Source organism: Marinobacter sp. C7, assembly GCF_022343555.1.
Taxonomy (GTDB): domain Bacteria; phylum Pseudomonadota; class Gammaproteobacteria; order Pseudomonadales; family Oleiphilaceae; genus Marinobacter.
Genome location: NZ_JAKQZH010000001.1, coordinates 731,547 through 745,767, shown reverse-complemented (window position 1 = coordinate 745,767; position 14,221 = coordinate 731,547). Strand labels below are relative to the sequence as shown.

The 14,221-nt window shown below is 58.0% G+C and carries 20 protein-coding genes; 10 read left to right on the top strand and 10 right to left on the bottom strand.

The window, feature by feature from the left end; translation table 11 throughout:
• The first annotated feature begins 410 nt into the window (after positions 1-410).
• The 6 genes from MD273_RS03450 (at position 411) to MD273_RS03425 (ending at position 2,577) form a co-directional block, all read left to right on the top strand.
• Positions 411-863: an MgtC/SapB family protein gene (locus MD273_RS03450; RefSeq protein ID WP_239036372.1), complete on the top strand. Its 453-nt coding sequence runs from the start codon at positions 411-413 to the stop codon at positions 861-863.
• A 16-nt stretch (positions 864-879) separates the two neighbouring features.
• On the top strand, positions 880-1,065 hold the full coding sequence (locus MD273_RS03445; protein WP_239036371.1) for a hypothetical protein: 186 nt from the start codon (positions 880-882) through the stop codon (positions 1,063-1,065).
• Between the two features lie 40 nt (positions 1,066-1,105).
• On the top strand, positions 1,106-1,390 hold the full coding sequence (locus tag MD273_RS03440) for a DUF3175 domain-containing protein (protein WP_239036370.1): 285 nt from the start codon (positions 1,106-1,108) through the stop codon (positions 1,388-1,390).
• Positions 1,391-1,520: 130 nt separating this feature from the next.
• A complete protein-coding gene (locus MD273_RS03435; RefSeq protein WP_239036369.1) occupies positions 1,521-1,697 on the top strand; it encodes a DUF1328 domain-containing protein in 177 nt (58 codons plus the stop codon).
• 62 nt (positions 1,698-1,759) lie between these two features.
• Complete coding sequence (locus MD273_RS03430) at positions 1,760-2,083, top strand: ElaB/YgaM/YqjD family protein (protein ID WP_239036368.1); 324 nt, start codon at positions 1,760-1,762, stop codon at positions 2,081-2,083.
• A 2-nt stretch (positions 2,084-2,085) separates the two neighbouring features.
• Positions 2,086-2,577, top strand: coding sequence for a hypothetical protein (locus MD273_RS03425; protein ID WP_239036367.1), 492 nt, complete (start codon positions 2,086-2,088; stop codon positions 2,575-2,577).
• A 34-nt stretch (positions 2,578-2,611) separates the two neighbouring features.
• Here the strand turns inward: MD273_RS03425 and MD273_RS03420 are convergent, their stop codons facing one another.
• Positions 2,612-3,775 carry an AI-2E family transporter gene (locus MD273_RS03420; RefSeq protein ID WP_239036366.1) on the bottom strand — a complete coding sequence of 388 codons (1,164 nt, stop codon included), beginning with the start codon at positions 3,773-3,775 and terminating at the stop codon, positions 2,612-2,614.
• A 130-nt stretch (positions 3,776-3,905) separates the two neighbouring features.
• On the opposite strand from MD273_RS03420, the gene MD273_RS03415 reads away from it, so the two are divergent.
• Positions 3,906-4,892, top strand: a complete 987-nt coding sequence (locus MD273_RS03415; protein ID WP_239036365.1) for a DUF6635 family protein — start codon at positions 3,906-3,908, stop codon at positions 4,890-4,892.
• Here MD273_RS03415 and MD273_RS03410 read toward each other — a convergent pair.
• Positions 4,889-5,536, bottom strand: a complete 648-nt coding sequence (locus MD273_RS03410) for a TetR/AcrR family transcriptional regulator (RefSeq protein ID WP_239036364.1) — start codon at positions 5,534-5,536, stop codon at positions 4,889-4,891. The two genes, MD273_RS03415 and MD273_RS03410, sit on opposite strands and share 4 nt — an antisense overlap.
• A gap of 297 nt (positions 5,537-5,833) precedes the next feature.
• Here MD273_RS03410 and MD273_RS03405 point away from each other — a divergent pair, with 297 nt between their 5' ends.
• Positions 5,834-6,778 (top strand): homocysteine S-methyltransferase family protein, encoded by a 945-nt coding sequence (locus tag MD273_RS03405; RefSeq protein WP_239036363.1) that lies wholly within the window; start codon positions 5,834-5,836, stop codon positions 6,776-6,778.
• A gap of 86 nt (positions 6,779-6,864) precedes the next feature.
• On the opposite strand, the gene MD273_RS03400 is transcribed toward MD273_RS03405, so the two are convergent.
• From MD273_RS03400 to MD273_RS03385, 4 genes are all read right to left on the bottom strand, one after another.
• Positions 6,865-7,251 (bottom strand): nuclear transport factor 2 family protein, encoded by a 387-nt coding sequence (locus MD273_RS03400; protein ID WP_239036362.1) that lies wholly within the window; start codon positions 7,249-7,251, stop codon positions 6,865-6,867.
• Positions 7,251-7,679 carry a DUF4399 domain-containing protein gene (locus MD273_RS03395; protein WP_239036361.1) on the bottom strand — a complete coding sequence of 143 codons (429 nt, stop codon included), beginning with the start codon at positions 7,677-7,679 and terminating at the stop codon, positions 7,251-7,253. Before MD273_RS03395 ends, MD273_RS03400 begins: the two co-directional genes overlap by 1 nt.
• A gap of 114 nt (positions 7,680-7,793) precedes the next feature.
• A complete protein-coding gene (locus MD273_RS03390; protein ID WP_239036360.1) occupies positions 7,794-8,609 on the bottom strand; it encodes a bifunctional transcriptional activator/DNA repair enzyme AdaA in 816 nt (271 codons plus the stop codon).
• A gap of 124 nt (positions 8,610-8,733) precedes the next feature.
• Positions 8,734-9,627: an alpha/beta fold hydrolase gene (locus MD273_RS03385; protein WP_239036359.1), complete on the bottom strand. Its 894-nt coding sequence runs from the start codon at positions 9,625-9,627 to the stop codon at positions 8,734-8,736.
• A 137-nt stretch (positions 9,628-9,764) separates the two neighbouring features.
• Here MD273_RS03385 and MD273_RS03380 point away from each other — a divergent pair, with 137 nt between their 5' ends.
• Positions 9,765-9,968 (top strand): hypothetical protein, encoded by a 204-nt coding sequence (locus MD273_RS03380; RefSeq protein ID WP_239036358.1) that lies wholly within the window; start codon positions 9,765-9,767, stop codon positions 9,966-9,968.
• Between the two features lie 29 nt (positions 9,969-9,997).
• Here MD273_RS03380 and MD273_RS03375 read toward each other — a convergent pair whose 3' ends face one another.
• Together MD273_RS03375 and MD273_RS03370 are read right to left on the bottom strand one after the other, a co-directional pair.
• The gene (locus MD273_RS03375) at positions 9,998-10,390 is read right to left on the bottom strand and encodes a hypothetical protein (RefSeq protein WP_239036357.1); all 393 of its coding nucleotides are present in this window, start codon (positions 10,388-10,390) and stop codon (positions 9,998-10,000) included.
• A 27-nt stretch (positions 10,391-10,417) separates the two neighbouring features.
• Positions 10,418-10,900 (bottom strand): FKBP-type peptidyl-prolyl cis-trans isomerase, encoded by a 483-nt coding sequence (locus MD273_RS03370; protein WP_239036356.1) that lies wholly within the window; start codon positions 10,898-10,900, stop codon positions 10,418-10,420.
• A gap of 124 nt (positions 10,901-11,024) precedes the next feature.
• On the opposite strand from MD273_RS03370, the gene MD273_RS03365 reads away from it, so the two are divergent.
• Positions 11,025-11,627 (top strand): DUF938 domain-containing protein, encoded by a 603-nt coding sequence (locus MD273_RS03365; protein ID WP_239036355.1) that lies wholly within the window; start codon positions 11,025-11,027, stop codon positions 11,625-11,627.
• A 67-nt stretch (positions 11,628-11,694) separates the two neighbouring features.
• Here MD273_RS03365 and MD273_RS03360 read toward each other — a convergent pair whose 3' ends face one another.
• Together MD273_RS03360 and radD are read right to left on the bottom strand one after the other, a co-directional pair.
• Positions 11,695-12,363, bottom strand: coding sequence for an HAD-IA family hydrolase (locus MD273_RS03360; RefSeq protein WP_239036354.1), 669 nt, complete (start codon positions 12,361-12,363; stop codon positions 11,695-11,697).
• Positions 12,364-12,445: 82 nt separating this feature from the next.
• On the bottom strand, positions 12,446-14,215 hold the full coding sequence (radD, locus tag MD273_RS03355; RefSeq protein WP_239036353.1) for a DNA repair helicase RadD: 1,770 nt from the start codon (positions 14,213-14,215) through the stop codon (positions 12,446-12,448).
• Positions 14,216-14,221 lie beyond the last annotated feature (6 nt).

Here is a 14,221-nt window from a genome sequence, read left to right as displayed (position 1 = left end):
AAAATGAAGCAACTATCGGCTAAGGACACGTCCACACGAACATCCCACCCCGCGACTTCCTTCCACAGAGGGGAAGTCTGGGCACCCACGGTGGTGCTCCAAGCCAGGGAAATAAAAAGAAAAGCCGCGACCACTACCGGACAGAGACTTCTGGGGTGGAGGGACCTGAGCATGGCGAAAAGTCTCGATTCAGGGCTTTGAACACGCTTGCGTTTTTTTCACTGCCGCTTCCCCAAACCTAGTCAAGCGCCCGTTGGTTGTAAATTTCAGGGAGGAACCTGCTCAGTATTTGACCGTACCGATTTACAGCCCCCGGCCACCAAGCTGCTATTCTGATTCATAAAGCAGGCAGTCACTCTGCTTGCACGGCGCCCTGGGCAATGGAACAGACAACACACGGGAGGTGAGGCATGTTGGAGAGCGAAATCCCGTTAATGGACATGAGCGTCCGTCTGCTGATGGCCGCGGGACTGGCGCTGCTACTGGGACTTGAACGGGAACTGCGGGGAAAACCGGCGGGACTGCGCTCGCACATGCTGGTTTCGGTGGGCGCCTCCGCCTTCATCATAATGGGCCTGCACATACTGATGGCAACCGCCGAGGGCGACCCTTCTGCCCGGATCGACCCTTCCCGTATTGTCGAGGGAGTGATTGGCGGTATCGGTTTCCTCGGCGCTGGCTGCATCATCCAGAGCCGGGGCAATGTTCAGGGCATTACCACAGGTGCCTCGATCTGGCTCGCCGGAGCCATCGGCGTTGCCTGCGGTCTGGGCACCCTGGTGCTTGCAAGTATGGTGACCGCCCTGGCGCTGATCATTGTGGTTGTACTCGGCCGGTTTGAACGTGAAGTGATTGAGGAATGAGAACGGAGGAAGCGAAATGAAATGGATCGTAGTGATCGTAATCGGCGCTGTAGTGGCCTTCTGGCTCTATCAAGGCCGTCGTAAGAACAACATTGAAGACCCCGACGTGAAGACCTTCGAGGAGAAGGATTACTACCTCACTTCGGATAAGAACGAGTCGGATGACCCCTCAGCCTCGGGTAAAAGTAACCCGCGCCACTGAGTTTTCTGGTACATGCTGGCGATATTAACGGAGGCTGGACATGGGAAAGTCAGACCACTGGTCACAGAAAGTGAAAGAGTCCAGCGACGCCCTGGATCTCGAGCGCGGTGTATTCACCCTTGAAGATCCGAAGGAAATCGCTCGCTCCCTGAAAAAGTCGGCCGAGGAAAGCAAGCGTCGCAAGTCTGATCCTTATCGGTCCGCCATGTCCATGCTGACGCTCTACATCAATCGGGCGGGAAAACAGCTCCCCAGGGAGCAAAAGGAGCGCCTTGAAGCCGCCAAGGATGAATTGCGTGCCCTTTTTGGCCGGCCAGGGGGATAAAACCCCGCAACCGAATCCGGTTTCCCGGATGGACGCCCCGTTACCGTCCTTCCACATACCCACCCGAAAGTTGCACACCCGGGAATCGCCTGCCACGTTTAAAAGACAACCCCTGAAGGGAGGATAGGAGATGCTCTATTGGGCTGTCGTATGTCTGGTCATTGCAATCATCGCCGGTGTTCTCGGTTTTGGCGGTATCGCAGGAACAGCCGCCGGCTTTGCGAAGATACTGTTTTTCATCTTCCTGGTGCTGCTGGTTGTCTCATTGGTCATCAACGCCCTGCGAGGCAAAGGTCCAAAGCTCTAGCGTATGCCATGAACATCATTTCGCCGATCAGTCGGTAAATCCATTGGTTCGGGAGAGGGAAAATGGAAGCTAAATCCAGCCAGGACGAATACAAGCAGATTCAGCAAGATCTGAAGCAGCTCCGGCAGGATCTCGCCAGCCTGACACGATCCGTGACCGAGAGCCAGAAAAGCAATATTGATAACCTCCGAGACGAAGTTATCCGGGAAAGCCGCGAGGCGTTTGATCAGGTCAGGAAGACTGGTAACGACGCAATGAACCGGGCGAAAGATACTGGCGAAAAAGCTGTCAATGAGGTCGAGCACAAGATCGAGGAACGACCGTTTCTCAGTATCGTCATCATGTTTCTGGCAGGCGTGCTCGTTGGTAAGTTACTCGATCGCTGATCATGCCTGATTCAGAACCAATGAAGGGTGCGTTTCGCAAAGCCATTGCTGCGGTCACTGGCTTCATCATCGCACTGGTTTTGCTTACCGCCCTTCTGCTTATCGGGATCTACCTCCTGACCCACGCCGCCATTCTGTCGCTGTCGCCTTACCTGGGTCAGGCTGGTGCCATGGCGTTGGTTGGATTTGTCTGCGTACTCCTTCTGGTCGCCATTTTCTGGCGCATGGCCGCCCGTAGCTCAACGGCAAAGAAGGGCGTGGGTGCCAGCCCGAAAGGAACCTATGGCACCGATAAGCTGCGAGAGGTCATTCGGAAAAACCCGCTGGAATCGGCCCTGACAGCATTTGCAGTCGGGGTCGTTCAGGAATCGGATCTCCGGCTCACAACCCTTCTGATGCAGGGCGGCATGGAGCTTATGGAACGGACAGCCCAGCAAGAAAGCGAAGAACAGGTGCCTCCCCCATCTCAAGACCGCGAAGCTTGCCGCCAATAGGGCCCCTCAACAAAAGGGCCAGAGCAGCCCCGTGCTACTTACCCAGCAACTCCCCCACCGGGCGTAGGTTAACCACATGATCACAGAGTGACTTGGTGATCATCAGAATCGGGGTGGCAACAATGAGCCCGACAGGTCCCCAGAGCCATCCCCAGAACAGCAGACCAACAAAGATCACAACAGCATTGAGACTCGACACATAGCTGGTTAACCAGGGCATCAACAGGTTTCCCTGGATGCTGGTAATAATCAGTGAGCTGCATGACACGATGATGGCCATATCAAGCTCGCCAAACTGGATGAACGCGGCAATCCCGGAACCGACGAACACAAGAAACGGCCCGAGATAAGGGACGGCGCTCGCGATCCCGGCCACGGCCCCCCACAGGGCTGCCTGCTCCATGCCAAGGAAAAGGAAAGCGAGCCAGGTCACGATGCCGACGAACAGCGCGCTGATAACCATCACGAACAGGAAACGGCGAACCTGGTAGTGCAAATCGCTCATGATCCGGGCCGCCTTGCGCATACGCTGAAAAGAAGGGCCCGAGATCTTCACGACCTTGCGCCGGTAGAGCCTTCCGATTGCCAGAAGGAAGTAGACCAACAACAGGACCGAAAAGAGCTGGGAGATAAGCACCAGTGTTGCCGGCGAGTTACTGATCACATACTCACGGATGTCCATGGGCCGATCCACGACCCGAACCGGCGTAACACCAGCCTCGGCCGCCGCCTGCCCCTCCTCACTTCTCTTGGCGGTTTCCTCGATCTCCTTCGCGGCAATCTGGGCTTTTTCCATGATGCTTTCTTCATCTTCAGCCGAATATGCATCCTCGCGCTGAAACTCTTTCACCGCCTTGGGGATTTTGTCCAGCATCACCATCGCTTCCTGTTTGAGGGGCACACTGGCGGCAGCGAGAACACCGATCAGCGCAAACAGGGTGAAGGCAGCCCCGAGGGGGCGAGGGATATGAATGCGTTCGAGCGTCGACACCAAGGGGTCCAGCGTATAGCTGATGAGTACAGCGACGACCAGAGGCAACAGCACCGGCTGGGCCCAATCGATAAAATAAAGGGTCGCGATGCTGGTCAGGACGATCAACGACATGCTTCGGATGCTGATCGTTTCGATCAGGGCCATGGTAGGGTCTCGAGCGTCTGACTCCTTCACAGCGACCGGGGTGTGCTCATCGTTGCCCATAGCGGCACCTGTTCCTTATGTCAGATCTGTGCTGCCCCGAGTGTAACCTGCATCGAAATTAACAATGATTACCGTTATGTCTTATTCTGTCCCGACGCTGCCAATTGCGTTTTAATACCTGGACACTCTCTTGCCTGCAGAACCATCGGCCATCATGCCCAACGCCCAATCACCCGAACACATCGTCTCCGAAATCGAGATCGGACAGGCCATCCGCTCCGGCATAGAGCGTTATTTCGAGGACTGCCGGGCGCGGATACCGGCGTTCATTGACCGCCATTTCCATTACCCGGGGGCCATCGCCACCAACCGCAAGGCGCTGGGGTGGGACATGCTGCGCGCACCGCTCAACCTGCTTTGGGCACCGGTTTACGCCCTGGCGAGCCTGGTAAAAGTTCTGACTCGCAAACGAACTGGCCTGAGGTGGCTGCACAACCTGGCAGATCGTGTGCCTGCCGGGTTTACCACCCGGGTACAGCAGCACATCTCACACCTGATTCTGGCGGACCTGTTGAATAATGGTCACGAGCAATCACTTCTGGAGAGCTATCTGATTGAGTCCCTGGAAGCCGTCTATGAACGCCATACCGGTGAGCCGGTCGATCACCAGCGGTTTACCGAACGGATTGAGCCACTGGTCGATGAGGCGCTCAGCCAGTACCGGGTAACCCGGACCGCGTCTGCCGATATCACCAACAGCATCACCTGTACGGTGCTGGGCGCGTTTGCCTTCCAGAAGTTTACCCCGGGTGGCATCGGGCTCGCGGTAGTGCTCGCGTCCATGCTGGCAAAGACCCTGGCTGCCAGGGATTTCATCCTGGGTGAGACTATCGGCGGATGGTACTACAGCGTATTTCCACCCGAGCCGTCGCTGGCCACGACCGCCAGCGTGATGGTCGCTGTTCTGGCCGCTTTGTCGGCGTTTGCAGCCTTGTCCGGTGTGATTTTTGACCCGATTCAGGCTGCGGTCGGCTTGCACCGTCGGCGCCTGCGCAAGCTGCTGGACCATCTGCAGAGGGATGTGACACTCCGCACTCAAAGCAGCTTTCGCCCGAAAGACCAGTTTGTGGCGCGGGTTCTGGATACGTTCGACATGATCAGATCAGGGTTGCTCTAGCCCGGAGCCGAAGCCTCAGCGCCAAGTGCAACGGACGGATCAAAGATCAGGCGTATGTGGCTCCGGTAGGCCTGCACCTGCCCCACCAACGCCCGATTATCATCCAGAACCCTGGCCAGCACGATGCCGCCCTCCACGCTGGAGGCGAACATATCGGCGAGTGACTCTATGCTGACCGGTATCCTCGCCGGGTATCGTTCCGCCACGATGGCAAGTCGATCTGCCATCAGGGCCCGCCATTCCATCACGCCCTCAGCCATTCGCTGCCGGGTTTCCTCATCGAACTGCTGCATTTCGTAAGTGAAGGCGGCAACGAGGCACCCCGGGTGGGTAGCTGTCATGCCGCTGACCATTTCGCTCAACAGGTTGAGGAAGATCAGCACCCGTTGCAGCGGGTCCTCACTCAGGCTGTCGGCCCGCGCAAGCAGCTCACCGAATACCTGCTGATCCTGCTCCAGATAGCGGTTCACCAGGGCATGGGCCAGCGCGATCTTGCCATTGAAATGGTAAAAGAATCCCCCCTTGGTAATGGCGGCCTTATCGAGAATGTCCTCGATGGACGTGCCGACATACCCCTTCTGGAGAATCAGCGATTCTGCGGTGGCCAGAATCCGTTCACGGCTGCTTGTAGTACGCGTCGCCATCCTTAACTGTACCTCCGGTCTAGTCAAAGACCCGGTTCTGACGCCGACCTTCACCCTGTCGCTACATTTGCTCCTAACACTTTGATCTGAATGAGCAAAAATAGTTTCGAAATCCTTACCTCCGGTCCACTGCTTTCAGGCGCCAGCCGCCCTAGACTGTCTGTTGTCCGGCCGGATATTTCACACTACAGCACAGTACAAATTTTAATCAATTATGGGGTAGAAGGGGAATGTATCCAGACCGGTTACCCCCGGGAAGTACCCAATCCATGGCAATCTGCCAAGGAGTGAACCGACATGATTGCAAAATACCGCAACAACCTGCCGCAACTCGATGACAGAATCTTCCTGCTGGACGGCGGGCTCGAAACCACACTGGTGTTTCACGAAGGAGTAGAACTCCCCCTGTTCGCAGCCTTTGATCTGCTATCGACCCGGGAGGGTGAACAACGGCTCGAGAATTACTTCGAGCCCTATGTCGACATTGCAAGGAAATCCCGGCGAGGACTGATCCTGGAAACCGCGACCTGGAGGGCGAGCAAGGCCTGGGGCGAACAGCTTGGCTACAGCGAGTCGGAACTGGCCGAGATCAATCGTCGCGCCGTCGCTCTGGCAGAGCGTATCCGTGAACGCCACGAGACGGAGGACACCCCGATGGTGATCAGCGGATGCATTGGTCCGAAAGGTGATGGCTACAACCCTTCTGAGGCACCTTCAATCGAGGAGGCCCGGGCCTACCACCAGGCCCAGATTGATACCTTCAGCGACACGGCGGCCGATCTGGTGGCCGCCCTCACCCTGAACACCGTGGAGGAAGCCATCGGGATCGTCCAGGCGGCACAGGCCGCCGGTATGCCCTCAGTGATATCCTTCACCACAGAAACCGATGGTCGCCTGCCCAATGGGATCAGTCTCGGCGAGGCTATCCGCACCGTGGACGACGAGACCGGCTCAGCACCGGCCTATTTCATGATCAACTGCGCCCATCCTGACCACTTTACCAAGGTCCTGGAGCCTGGCGAAGACTGGACACGCCGCATTCGCGGCTTACGTGCCAATGCCAGCCGAAGGAGCCACCAGGAACTGGACGAATCCACCACACTCGATGCCGGTGATCCAGCTGAACTGGGCGAGCTTTACGCCGCCCTGCGGGAACGCTTCGGGCATCTGACGCTGCTGGGTGGATGCTGCGGCACTGACGCCCGGCATATCAAGGCCATTGATGCACATTGCCGGCATTAGAGCCCGTGTCACCTCACAGCCGCGATGTCGTGGGGCCTTTTGGCGCGGGCTCCAACCCGAGTCACCAGGCGGGGCGGGAACTGCTTTCAGTCAGCTGACGGCAGGCTCCCGCCCAGCATGTTTTCAATGACTGCAGCATTATAGAAGGTTTCAACACACTGGATTTTGTCCCCCCGCACACGAAACCAGACGGCAAGGCGCACATCCCCGATCGGCTCGAAGTAAGTACGGTAATCCAGGATCGCAAACACGTGCTCCCCGTCGGCACTGAGCTGCCGCAGGACCAGGTCTTTCTGGATGGCAAACATGCCAAACTGGTAGGTCAGCATGTCGTCCCGACTCAGGAAACGCATGTTCGGGCCCACGTATTCAAACCCCTCGGCAGCCAGCAACTCCTTCGCCTCATCCAACCGCTGGGCACGGATATCCGCAATGAACCGGGCGACAAGGTCCTTTGGCTGCTGCGCTGCCATTACTCCACCGTGATAGTGATTTTCTCGGACATAACCGGCGGCTCGTGGGGTACGTGCTGGTGGTCGCCCACCAGTAACTGCAGGGTATGCTGTCCCGGCGACAACTCCAGGCTGGTCTGGGTCTGTCCGCCGCCAAAATGGCGATGGTGTTCATCTGAAGGCACCGGCTGATCCATCGCCGGCAGCTCATCGACATCCACCAGCAGGTGATGGTGACCGGTGCCCTCACGTTCCACCCCCGCAGGCGCCACGCCCATGCCGTCCAGTCCGAACCTCACGGTCACCGGCGAACTCACGGTCTGTCCGTCAGTCGGCGTCAGAAAGTACACCGCCGCCCCTTCAGGCGCAGGCGTCGCGGCATGAGCCCCGCCAACCAACGAGGCTGCAAGAACGGAAGAGAGAAGGAAACGTTGTGTGCTGCTGATCATGACTCACTCCTTGAATCAGGGGATTGTTTTTCAATGTTAGGACACATTTCGGATTCGTGCCGGATATCGACCTTGTCCGGTAAAACCGGGACAGATTTATCTCCCGAACGGGGCCTAGGAGGACCTGCTTTCCGTATCCAGCAATGCCCGCTTTCTCTCCAATCCCCAGCGGTACCCGCCAAGACTTCCGTCGCCTCTCAAGACTCGATGGCAAGGAATAAGCACTGCAATACGGTTTTTCGCACAAGCGGATGCGACGGCCCGGACCGCTCTGGGGTTGTCGATTTCCGCCGCCACCTCACTGTAACTGAGGACTTTACCTTCCCGGATGCTCAGCAGGAATTGCCATACCTTCATTTGAAACGCAGTGCCCCGCATATCAAGCGGCAAATCAGGCCTGGGAGCCCCCTTGCTGATATGCAGATCCAGCGCTTCCATCCAGGCATCGAGTTCGGGGGCATTTTGAGCAGGAGACGCCCTCAATTGCGCATTCGGGAATTCAGCCACCAGCCGGGCCATCAGTGACTCTTCATCATCACCAAACTGGACAAAACAGACGCCCCTATCCGTCGCCGCCATCGCCATGAGGCCAAGCGCAGTGGCTCGACACGCGTAGACGATGACCTCACCAGCGCCACCAGCCCGATAGGCCTTGGGGGTCATTCCTATATCGCGAATCGCTTCGCCGTAGACACGGCTTACAGAGCCGAAACCAGAGGAAAAAATCGCGTCTGTCACACGCTCTCCGTCCTTCAGGGATTGCCTGAAGCGGCGCATTCGAACAGCGTCCTGATAGGCTTTGGGGGAAACGCCAAAGGCGTCTTTAAATACTTTTTGCAGCCTTGATGGAGACAGCCCGGCCATCTCAGCCAGACTGGCCAGTGTAAGCCTCTCATCGGCATGGTCTTCGATGTGGCGGGCGATCGCCACCAGTCGGGCGGTCCTTGGGTTTCCTTCAGCCGGCATCGTCATGACGCAACCTTCTCTTCGACGTGAACAAGCCTAGTTGAACTGACTTTGCGGGGCGTTTCCATCCGATTATTGCCCCGATTTTTTATAGCCGCCCGCTCTGCCCGAGGAATTCAAGCTGGTCCCTTATGGACTGGGCCAGTGCTTCCCCCCGATACACGTCAAAATGCCCGACCGGATAATGCATCACTTCCGCATTCGGCATTTTCCCGGCCGCTTTGGCCGCGGCATCCGCCGGGGCGACCGTGTCCCGGTCGCAGATCTGCACCAGTGCCGGACAGGTGACTTTGGCGGCAAAACGGGTGGGGCGAAACAGCGGAATCGTGTAACTCACGCCCGCAGCCACGTAATTCAACGCATTATCGGCCATGAGGGGCACGTAGCCCTCCTGGCAATCCTCCGCCGTCATCATGCCCAACTCCCCGGGCCGGCCAGCCGAGGCAATATACCGGGGAGACATTCCCAGCCCCCGGCGAATCCAGTCCACCGTTCCGTGCCAGGTCAGACGCAGCGCCTGCATGATGCCGGCATAACCGATGACGCCCAACAGGGACGCCAGACCATCCATCATCGGGCACTGGGAGATGGTGCATTGCACGTTGCCATCCTTTGCGGCGGCAACAATCACGAGCCCGCCAGAGAACGACGTTCCCCACAGGCAAATGCGGCTTCCGTCGACCCCATCCAGCTGCCGCGCAAAAGCCAGTGCCGCCAGCCAGTCAGCCACTTCCTTCCCGGGGCTCAGCACCTGGCGCGGCTCACCCTCGCTGTCACCGAAATGGCGGTAATCAAAGGCAAAGACCGCATAACCCGCCTTGCAGAAGGCTTCCTTGAACGGAGCCAGACCACTGGCATGAGTCAGGCCGAATCCATGTGCCATTACAATACACGGCAGATTCCTGCTGTCGGCGTCGGGCGTGTAAAGCACGCCACGGCAGGTGGTACCCTGGCTGGGGAATTCCAGTGGTGTTTCGATCATTGCTCGGCTCTCACGGGTGAAGGTTGAGAATCTCAGGATAGCCCATGGATGCAGGGCGAGGACGCAGAGGCTGTGAGGCTCCCCAAACAAATTCGTAGAAGGTAAGGTAAACCCTTTGCTTCGGAGACACTCACGCTATGGATACAGCGCTTCTGGTCTGGGGCCTGATCTTCAGCTCCATCGGTATCGGTTATTTCATCTACGGGCGAAGGCAGTCAAACATGGCCGTCCGCTGGTGTGGACTCGCGCTGATCCTTTATCCGTACCTTATGACCGATGCCCTCACCATGGTGGCTGTGGGTGTCGGGATCATGTTGATTCCCCGGTTCGTTGACCTCTGAACCCGTGTGACCCCACGCCGGCGATATCGTCAGTTGCGTTCCTTCAGAATCGAGTAGATGCTGCGAACGGCGGCAACGTCTGAGGCGTCAGATTCAATCACGTCCTCCAGCAATTCCAGAACCCGTTTTTCATCATTACTCCGCAGGGCCGGCCAGAACACATAGGGAATGACATCCGGATTCCGGATATAGAAAAGCGCCGCTTCCTCCGGCTTGTCGATATCGCCCCGAAGACCGACGGTAAATCGCTGCCCTTCGCTGTCCACCAGCGTAACCACCAGCGATTTCTCAGACGTCACCTCTCGAACGTCACCAACGGTGATGGGCGCCTCAAGAGCAGGGACGGAAGTAATGTAATACTGGACACCGATAAACCCCAGAAGGACGACCAACAGTGCCGCCAGGGCGATTGATTTCATCATGAAAAAGCCTCGAGGCGCCTTAATCCCTCAATGATGATGCCCACCCGGCCCATGCACGTGGCCGTGCGCGATCTCTTCCGGATCTGCCGCGCGCACTTCCAGGATTTCGATATCGAAGGTCAGGGTCCTGCCCGCCATGGGGTGGTTGGTGTCGACATCGGCGAACTTGTGGCCGACCTTGGCGACGACCACGTGGCGCGGCCCCTGCTCGGTTTGAACCTGGGCAATCATGCCGGGCTTCCAGCGTTTGGCGCCGATCAAATGCTTGATTGGCACGCGCTGGATGGCGTCAGCCTTGCGCGGCCCATAGGCTTTTTCAGGGGAGACGGTGACACTGAAAGTTTCGCCGGCGTTCCGACCTTCCAGGGCTTCTTCCAGGCCCTTGATGATGCCGCCGTGGCCATGGAGGTAGGCGTTCGGTTCGCCGCCACGGGAGGTTTCAATGGGGTTACCCTGGTCATCACTGACGCTGTAATGAAACAAGACCACCTGATTCTTTTCGATTGGCATAGGATTCTCCGCCACGGTTCAAGATATGCCATTATAACCAGCGGCGGCTTATATTCTCAGCTAATCACAAAAGCATTGGCTGGCGGTCACCACTGCCCCTATCCGATAGAGGAGATTTTACCCGATGACCAATGACCTGCCCTATTCCCAGGCCTGTGAAAACAACAAGGCCCCGATACTGGAGAAGCTGCAGGCCATCTTTACCTCGCCGGGCAAGGTCCTGGAAATCGGCACACTCACCGGGCAGCACGCCGTGCATTTCGCACAGGCCATGCCACACCTGCAATGGCAACCGAGTGACCATCCGGAGGCGGCTGACCTGTGTCGTCCCCGGCTGGAGCAGGCCGCCCTGCCCAACATTCTGCCCGTTGTTGAACTGGACGTCAGCGATGCCAACTGGCCGGTCGACACGTTCAAGTGGGCCTTCTCCGCAAATACCGCCCACATCATGGCCTGGAACGAAGTCGAACAGATGTTCCGTGGCATCGGCGCGCGCCTGCCGGAAGACGGTGCCTTCTGCCTGTACGGCCCGTTCAACAATCAGGGCCAATACTCCAGTGACAGCAACCGTCGTTTTGATCAGCAGCTGAGATCCCAGGCCGCTCATATGGGCATCCGGGACCTGGTGGACCTCAGCGCCCTGGCGGAATCGGCCGGGATGACCCTTGCCGGGAATCACCCCATGCCTGCCAACAACCAGCTACTCGTGTTTCGGCCAATACCGTAAGTTGGCCGTTTGAGGCACGAAGAGACAACGGCCTGCTCAGCGCGAAGGTTGCCCGGGTGACCAGCCTTCAGTGCAGTGACATCAGTTTGTCTGCAACCTCAACAAGGCTGTCGCCAGTGACGTCGGGCGGCAGAAAGACATCGCCAGGCCTGTATTCAAGTCGCGAACACCAGCCCGAAAGCGCACCGGCCCGTTTCGCGCCATGGCAATCCCAGGCATGCACGGCAACCAGCGCCAGGCGCTCAATCGGCGTACCCAAACGTTTTGCGGCAAAACGGTAGATTTCCGGATGAGGTTTCCAGACACCAGCATCCCTGGACGTGACTACATGGTCAACAAACCCGGCAAGCCCTGCCCCCTCGAGGAAACGGCGTGTTTTGTCAGGGCTGTTGACGGTAAGGCAGCCAACGGCCACGCCCGCCTCGGAGAGTTTTTTCAAAGCCGGCGCGGCATCATCGAAGGTGGGCAGCGTGGAGAACCCCTCGACCACGTACTCAACATCACGCTCACTGAGCGTGTGTTTCGTTTCCGTGCGGAGTGATTCCCGTGCGACTGCTTCGAAGGGGGCCGTGTCACCGGCAATGGTCAATGCCATGGCATCGCGTTGAAAGCGCAGGAACCAGGGCTGCAGAACAATCGCTGGCTGGCCAACCTCTTCCAGCCGGGCCGCCAGCGGGTCCAGATCAATCAATGTCTCAAGGACATCAAATAAAACTACGTTCGGTCGGACAGCCATATCGATAGCCTCCCTGTACCGGTGTAGGTTAACTGGAAGTGTAGTTCAGCTTATCGCCGTATGCCGCGGGGAAAACCGGCGCCTAGGCGTCGTTCGCCTTACGGTATTGGCCCTGATAATCGAAAATCCGCTCCTGCACCAGCCAGTAATGCTTCTGCTTGCGGGCAATGACGAAATCCGGTGCCGGCAACAGGCCCTGCAGCTCCAGCACCGCATCTGTCGTACCGAAGTTTTTCGGGGCCTGGCTGTTGGCGAAGCGACGCCCGAACAGTTTGTTGAAAACCATGCGCTGCGCCGGCTTACTGAAATCAAACGACTCGCCGAGTTCTTCCCCATCCTCGCCGTGGTAGGTGATCCTCAGTTTGCCGCCATTCACACTTAACGTGATCCCGGCACAGCGGATCACCATGGCGTCCTTGAGCTTCAGCGCGTCTCTCAGCTGATCGTCCGGATCGATGATGGCCTTTTGACATTGCTGGCAGTTACGGGCCGCAATATCGTTCTCGCCTCCGCAGTGCGGGCATTCCTTGAACCGGAAACGGTAATCGCACTGTTCAGGGCGTCTTTTGTGCCCTGCGGGCTCGTCACCTTCCGCCGGCTCCAGCAGCCCCTGACAACGGCGCCCATAATGCTCGATCACGCGGCCGTCACTGTCGGTTTTGCCCCAGAAGATATTGGCGAACCCGCAGCCCGGGCAGAACACCTGCACCGGCTCGCTGTCCGGATTCGGTTTCGGCTCCCCCACCTCCGGATGATGCAGATTCACGTGGTTGCCCGCGTAATCGATCACCAGACAATCGGATTTACCCTCGTCCAGACGAAGCCCCCGACCCACAATCTGCTGATACAGGCTGACCGACTGGGTAGGACGAAGAATCGCAATCAGGTCCACATGGGGCGCATCAAAGCCGGTGGTGAGCACGGACACATTCACCAGATACTTGATCTGCCGTTGTTTGAAGTGCTGAATCAGCAACGCCCGTTCATTCAGATCGGTCGCACCGGTCACCAGGGCGGTCTGGTGTTCCGGCAGATAGCCTGCGATCTCCCGCGCATGGTCCACCGTGGCAGCAAAGATCATCACCCCCTTGCGCTCAGCGGCCAGCTCCATCACCTGCTCGATGATAGCCCGGGTCACACGTTGATGTTTGCTCAGCAGCTCATTGACGTCTTTCTCGGCGTATTCGCCAAAACGATCCTGAGCCAGCGCGGAGAAATCATAGTGCGCCACCGCCGCATTCACCAACTCGGGCCGGGTGAGATAGCCCCGATTGATCATATAGCTCAACGGCAGTTCATAAATGCAGTGCTGGAAGGGTTTGTCCTCGTCACTCCGGACAAAGCCCCGGTAGTGATAGCGATAGATCCAGCCCATGGCCAGACGGTAGGGGGTAGCGGTTAGCCCGAGCACCTTGAGGGCGTCATTCTGCTGCCGCAGCAACCCGATGATCCGTTGATACTGACTGGTTTCCTCACCACTGACCCGATGGCACTCATCGATGATGACCAACGAGTATTCGTCCCGGAACTGATCCAGGTTCGCCGCTACCGACTGCACGCTGGCGAAGGTCACCTGATGCCGGTTTTCCTTGCGCTTAAGCCCGGCCGAGAAAACGCCGCCCTCCAACCCGTAACTCTCGTATTTGGCGTGGTTCTGCTCAACAAGCTCTTTGACGTGGGTCAGCACCAGGATCTTGCGCCGGGCCAGGCGGGCCAGCTCGGCAATGACCAGGCTTTTACCCGCGCCGGTGGGCAGCACGATGACGGCAGATTCATCAGATTGGCGGAAATGGCTCAGCGTGGCATCGACGGCTTCCTGCTGGTAGGGCCGCAGTTGGAAGGGCGCATTCATTTTACG

Excerpts from the sequence above, each read along its gene's own strand:
- MD273_RS03380 (WP_239036358.1), top strand. The coding sequence starts at position 9,765 with ATGGATACAGCGCTTCTGGTCTGGGGCCTGATCTTCAGCTCCATCGGT.
- MD273_RS03440 (WP_239036370.1), top strand. The coding sequence starts at position 1,106 with ATGGGAAAGTCAGACCACTGGTCACAGAAAGTGAAAGAGTCCAGCGAC.
- MD273_RS03425 (WP_239036367.1), top strand. The coding sequence starts at position 2,086 with ATGCCTGATTCAGAACCAATGAAGGGTGCGTTTCGCAAAGCCATTGCT.
- MD273_RS03375 (WP_239036357.1), bottom strand. The coding sequence starts at position 10,390 with ATGATGAAATCAATCGCCCTGGCGGCACTGTTGGTCGTCCTTCTGGGG.
- MD273_RS03450 (WP_239036372.1), top strand. The coding sequence starts at position 411 with ATGTTGGAGAGCGAAATCCCGTTAATGGACATGAGCGTCCGTCTGCTG.
- MD273_RS03400 (WP_239036362.1), bottom strand. The coding sequence starts at position 7,251 with ATGGCAGCGCAGCAGCCAAAGGACCTTGTCGCCCGGTTCATTGCGGAT.
- MD273_RS03385 (WP_239036359.1), bottom strand. The coding sequence starts at position 9,627 with ATGATCGAAACACCACTGGAATTCCCCAGCCAGGGTACCACCTGCCGT.
- MD273_RS03430 (WP_239036368.1), top strand. The coding sequence starts at position 1,760 with ATGGAAGCTAAATCCAGCCAGGACGAATACAAGCAGATTCAGCAAGAT.
- MD273_RS03420 (WP_239036366.1), bottom strand. The coding sequence starts at position 3,775 with ATGGGCAACGATGAGCACACCCCGGTCGCTGTGAAGGAGTCAGACGCT.
- radD (WP_239036353.1), bottom strand. The coding sequence starts at position 14,215 with ATGAATGCGCCCTTCCAACTGCGGCCCTACCAGCAGGAAGCCGTCGAT.
- MD273_RS03405 (WP_239036363.1), top strand. The coding sequence starts at position 5,834 with ATGATTGCAAAATACCGCAACAACCTGCCGCAACTCGATGACAGAATC.
- MD273_RS03365 (WP_239036355.1), top strand. The coding sequence starts at position 11,025 with ATGACCAATGACCTGCCCTATTCCCAGGCCTGTGAAAACAACAAGGCC.
- MD273_RS03410 (WP_239036364.1), bottom strand. The coding sequence starts at position 5,536 with ATGGCGACGCGTACTACAAGCAGCCGTGAACGGATTCTGGCCACCGCA.
- MD273_RS03435 (WP_239036369.1), top strand. The coding sequence starts at position 1,521 with ATGCTCTATTGGGCTGTCGTATGTCTGGTCATTGCAATCATCGCCGGT.
- MD273_RS03395 (WP_239036361.1), bottom strand. The coding sequence starts at position 7,679 with ATGATCAGCAGCACACAACGTTTCCTTCTCTCTTCCGTTCTTGCAGCC.
- MD273_RS03360 (WP_239036354.1), bottom strand. The coding sequence starts at position 12,363 with ATGGCTGTCCGACCGAACGTAGTTTTATTTGATGTCCTTGAGACATTG.
- MD273_RS03370 (WP_239036356.1), bottom strand. The coding sequence starts at position 10,900 with ATGCCAATCGAAAAGAATCAGGTGGTCTTGTTTCATTACAGCGTCAGT.
- MD273_RS03445 (WP_239036371.1), top strand. The coding sequence starts at position 880 with ATGAAATGGATCGTAGTGATCGTAATCGGCGCTGTAGTGGCCTTCTGG.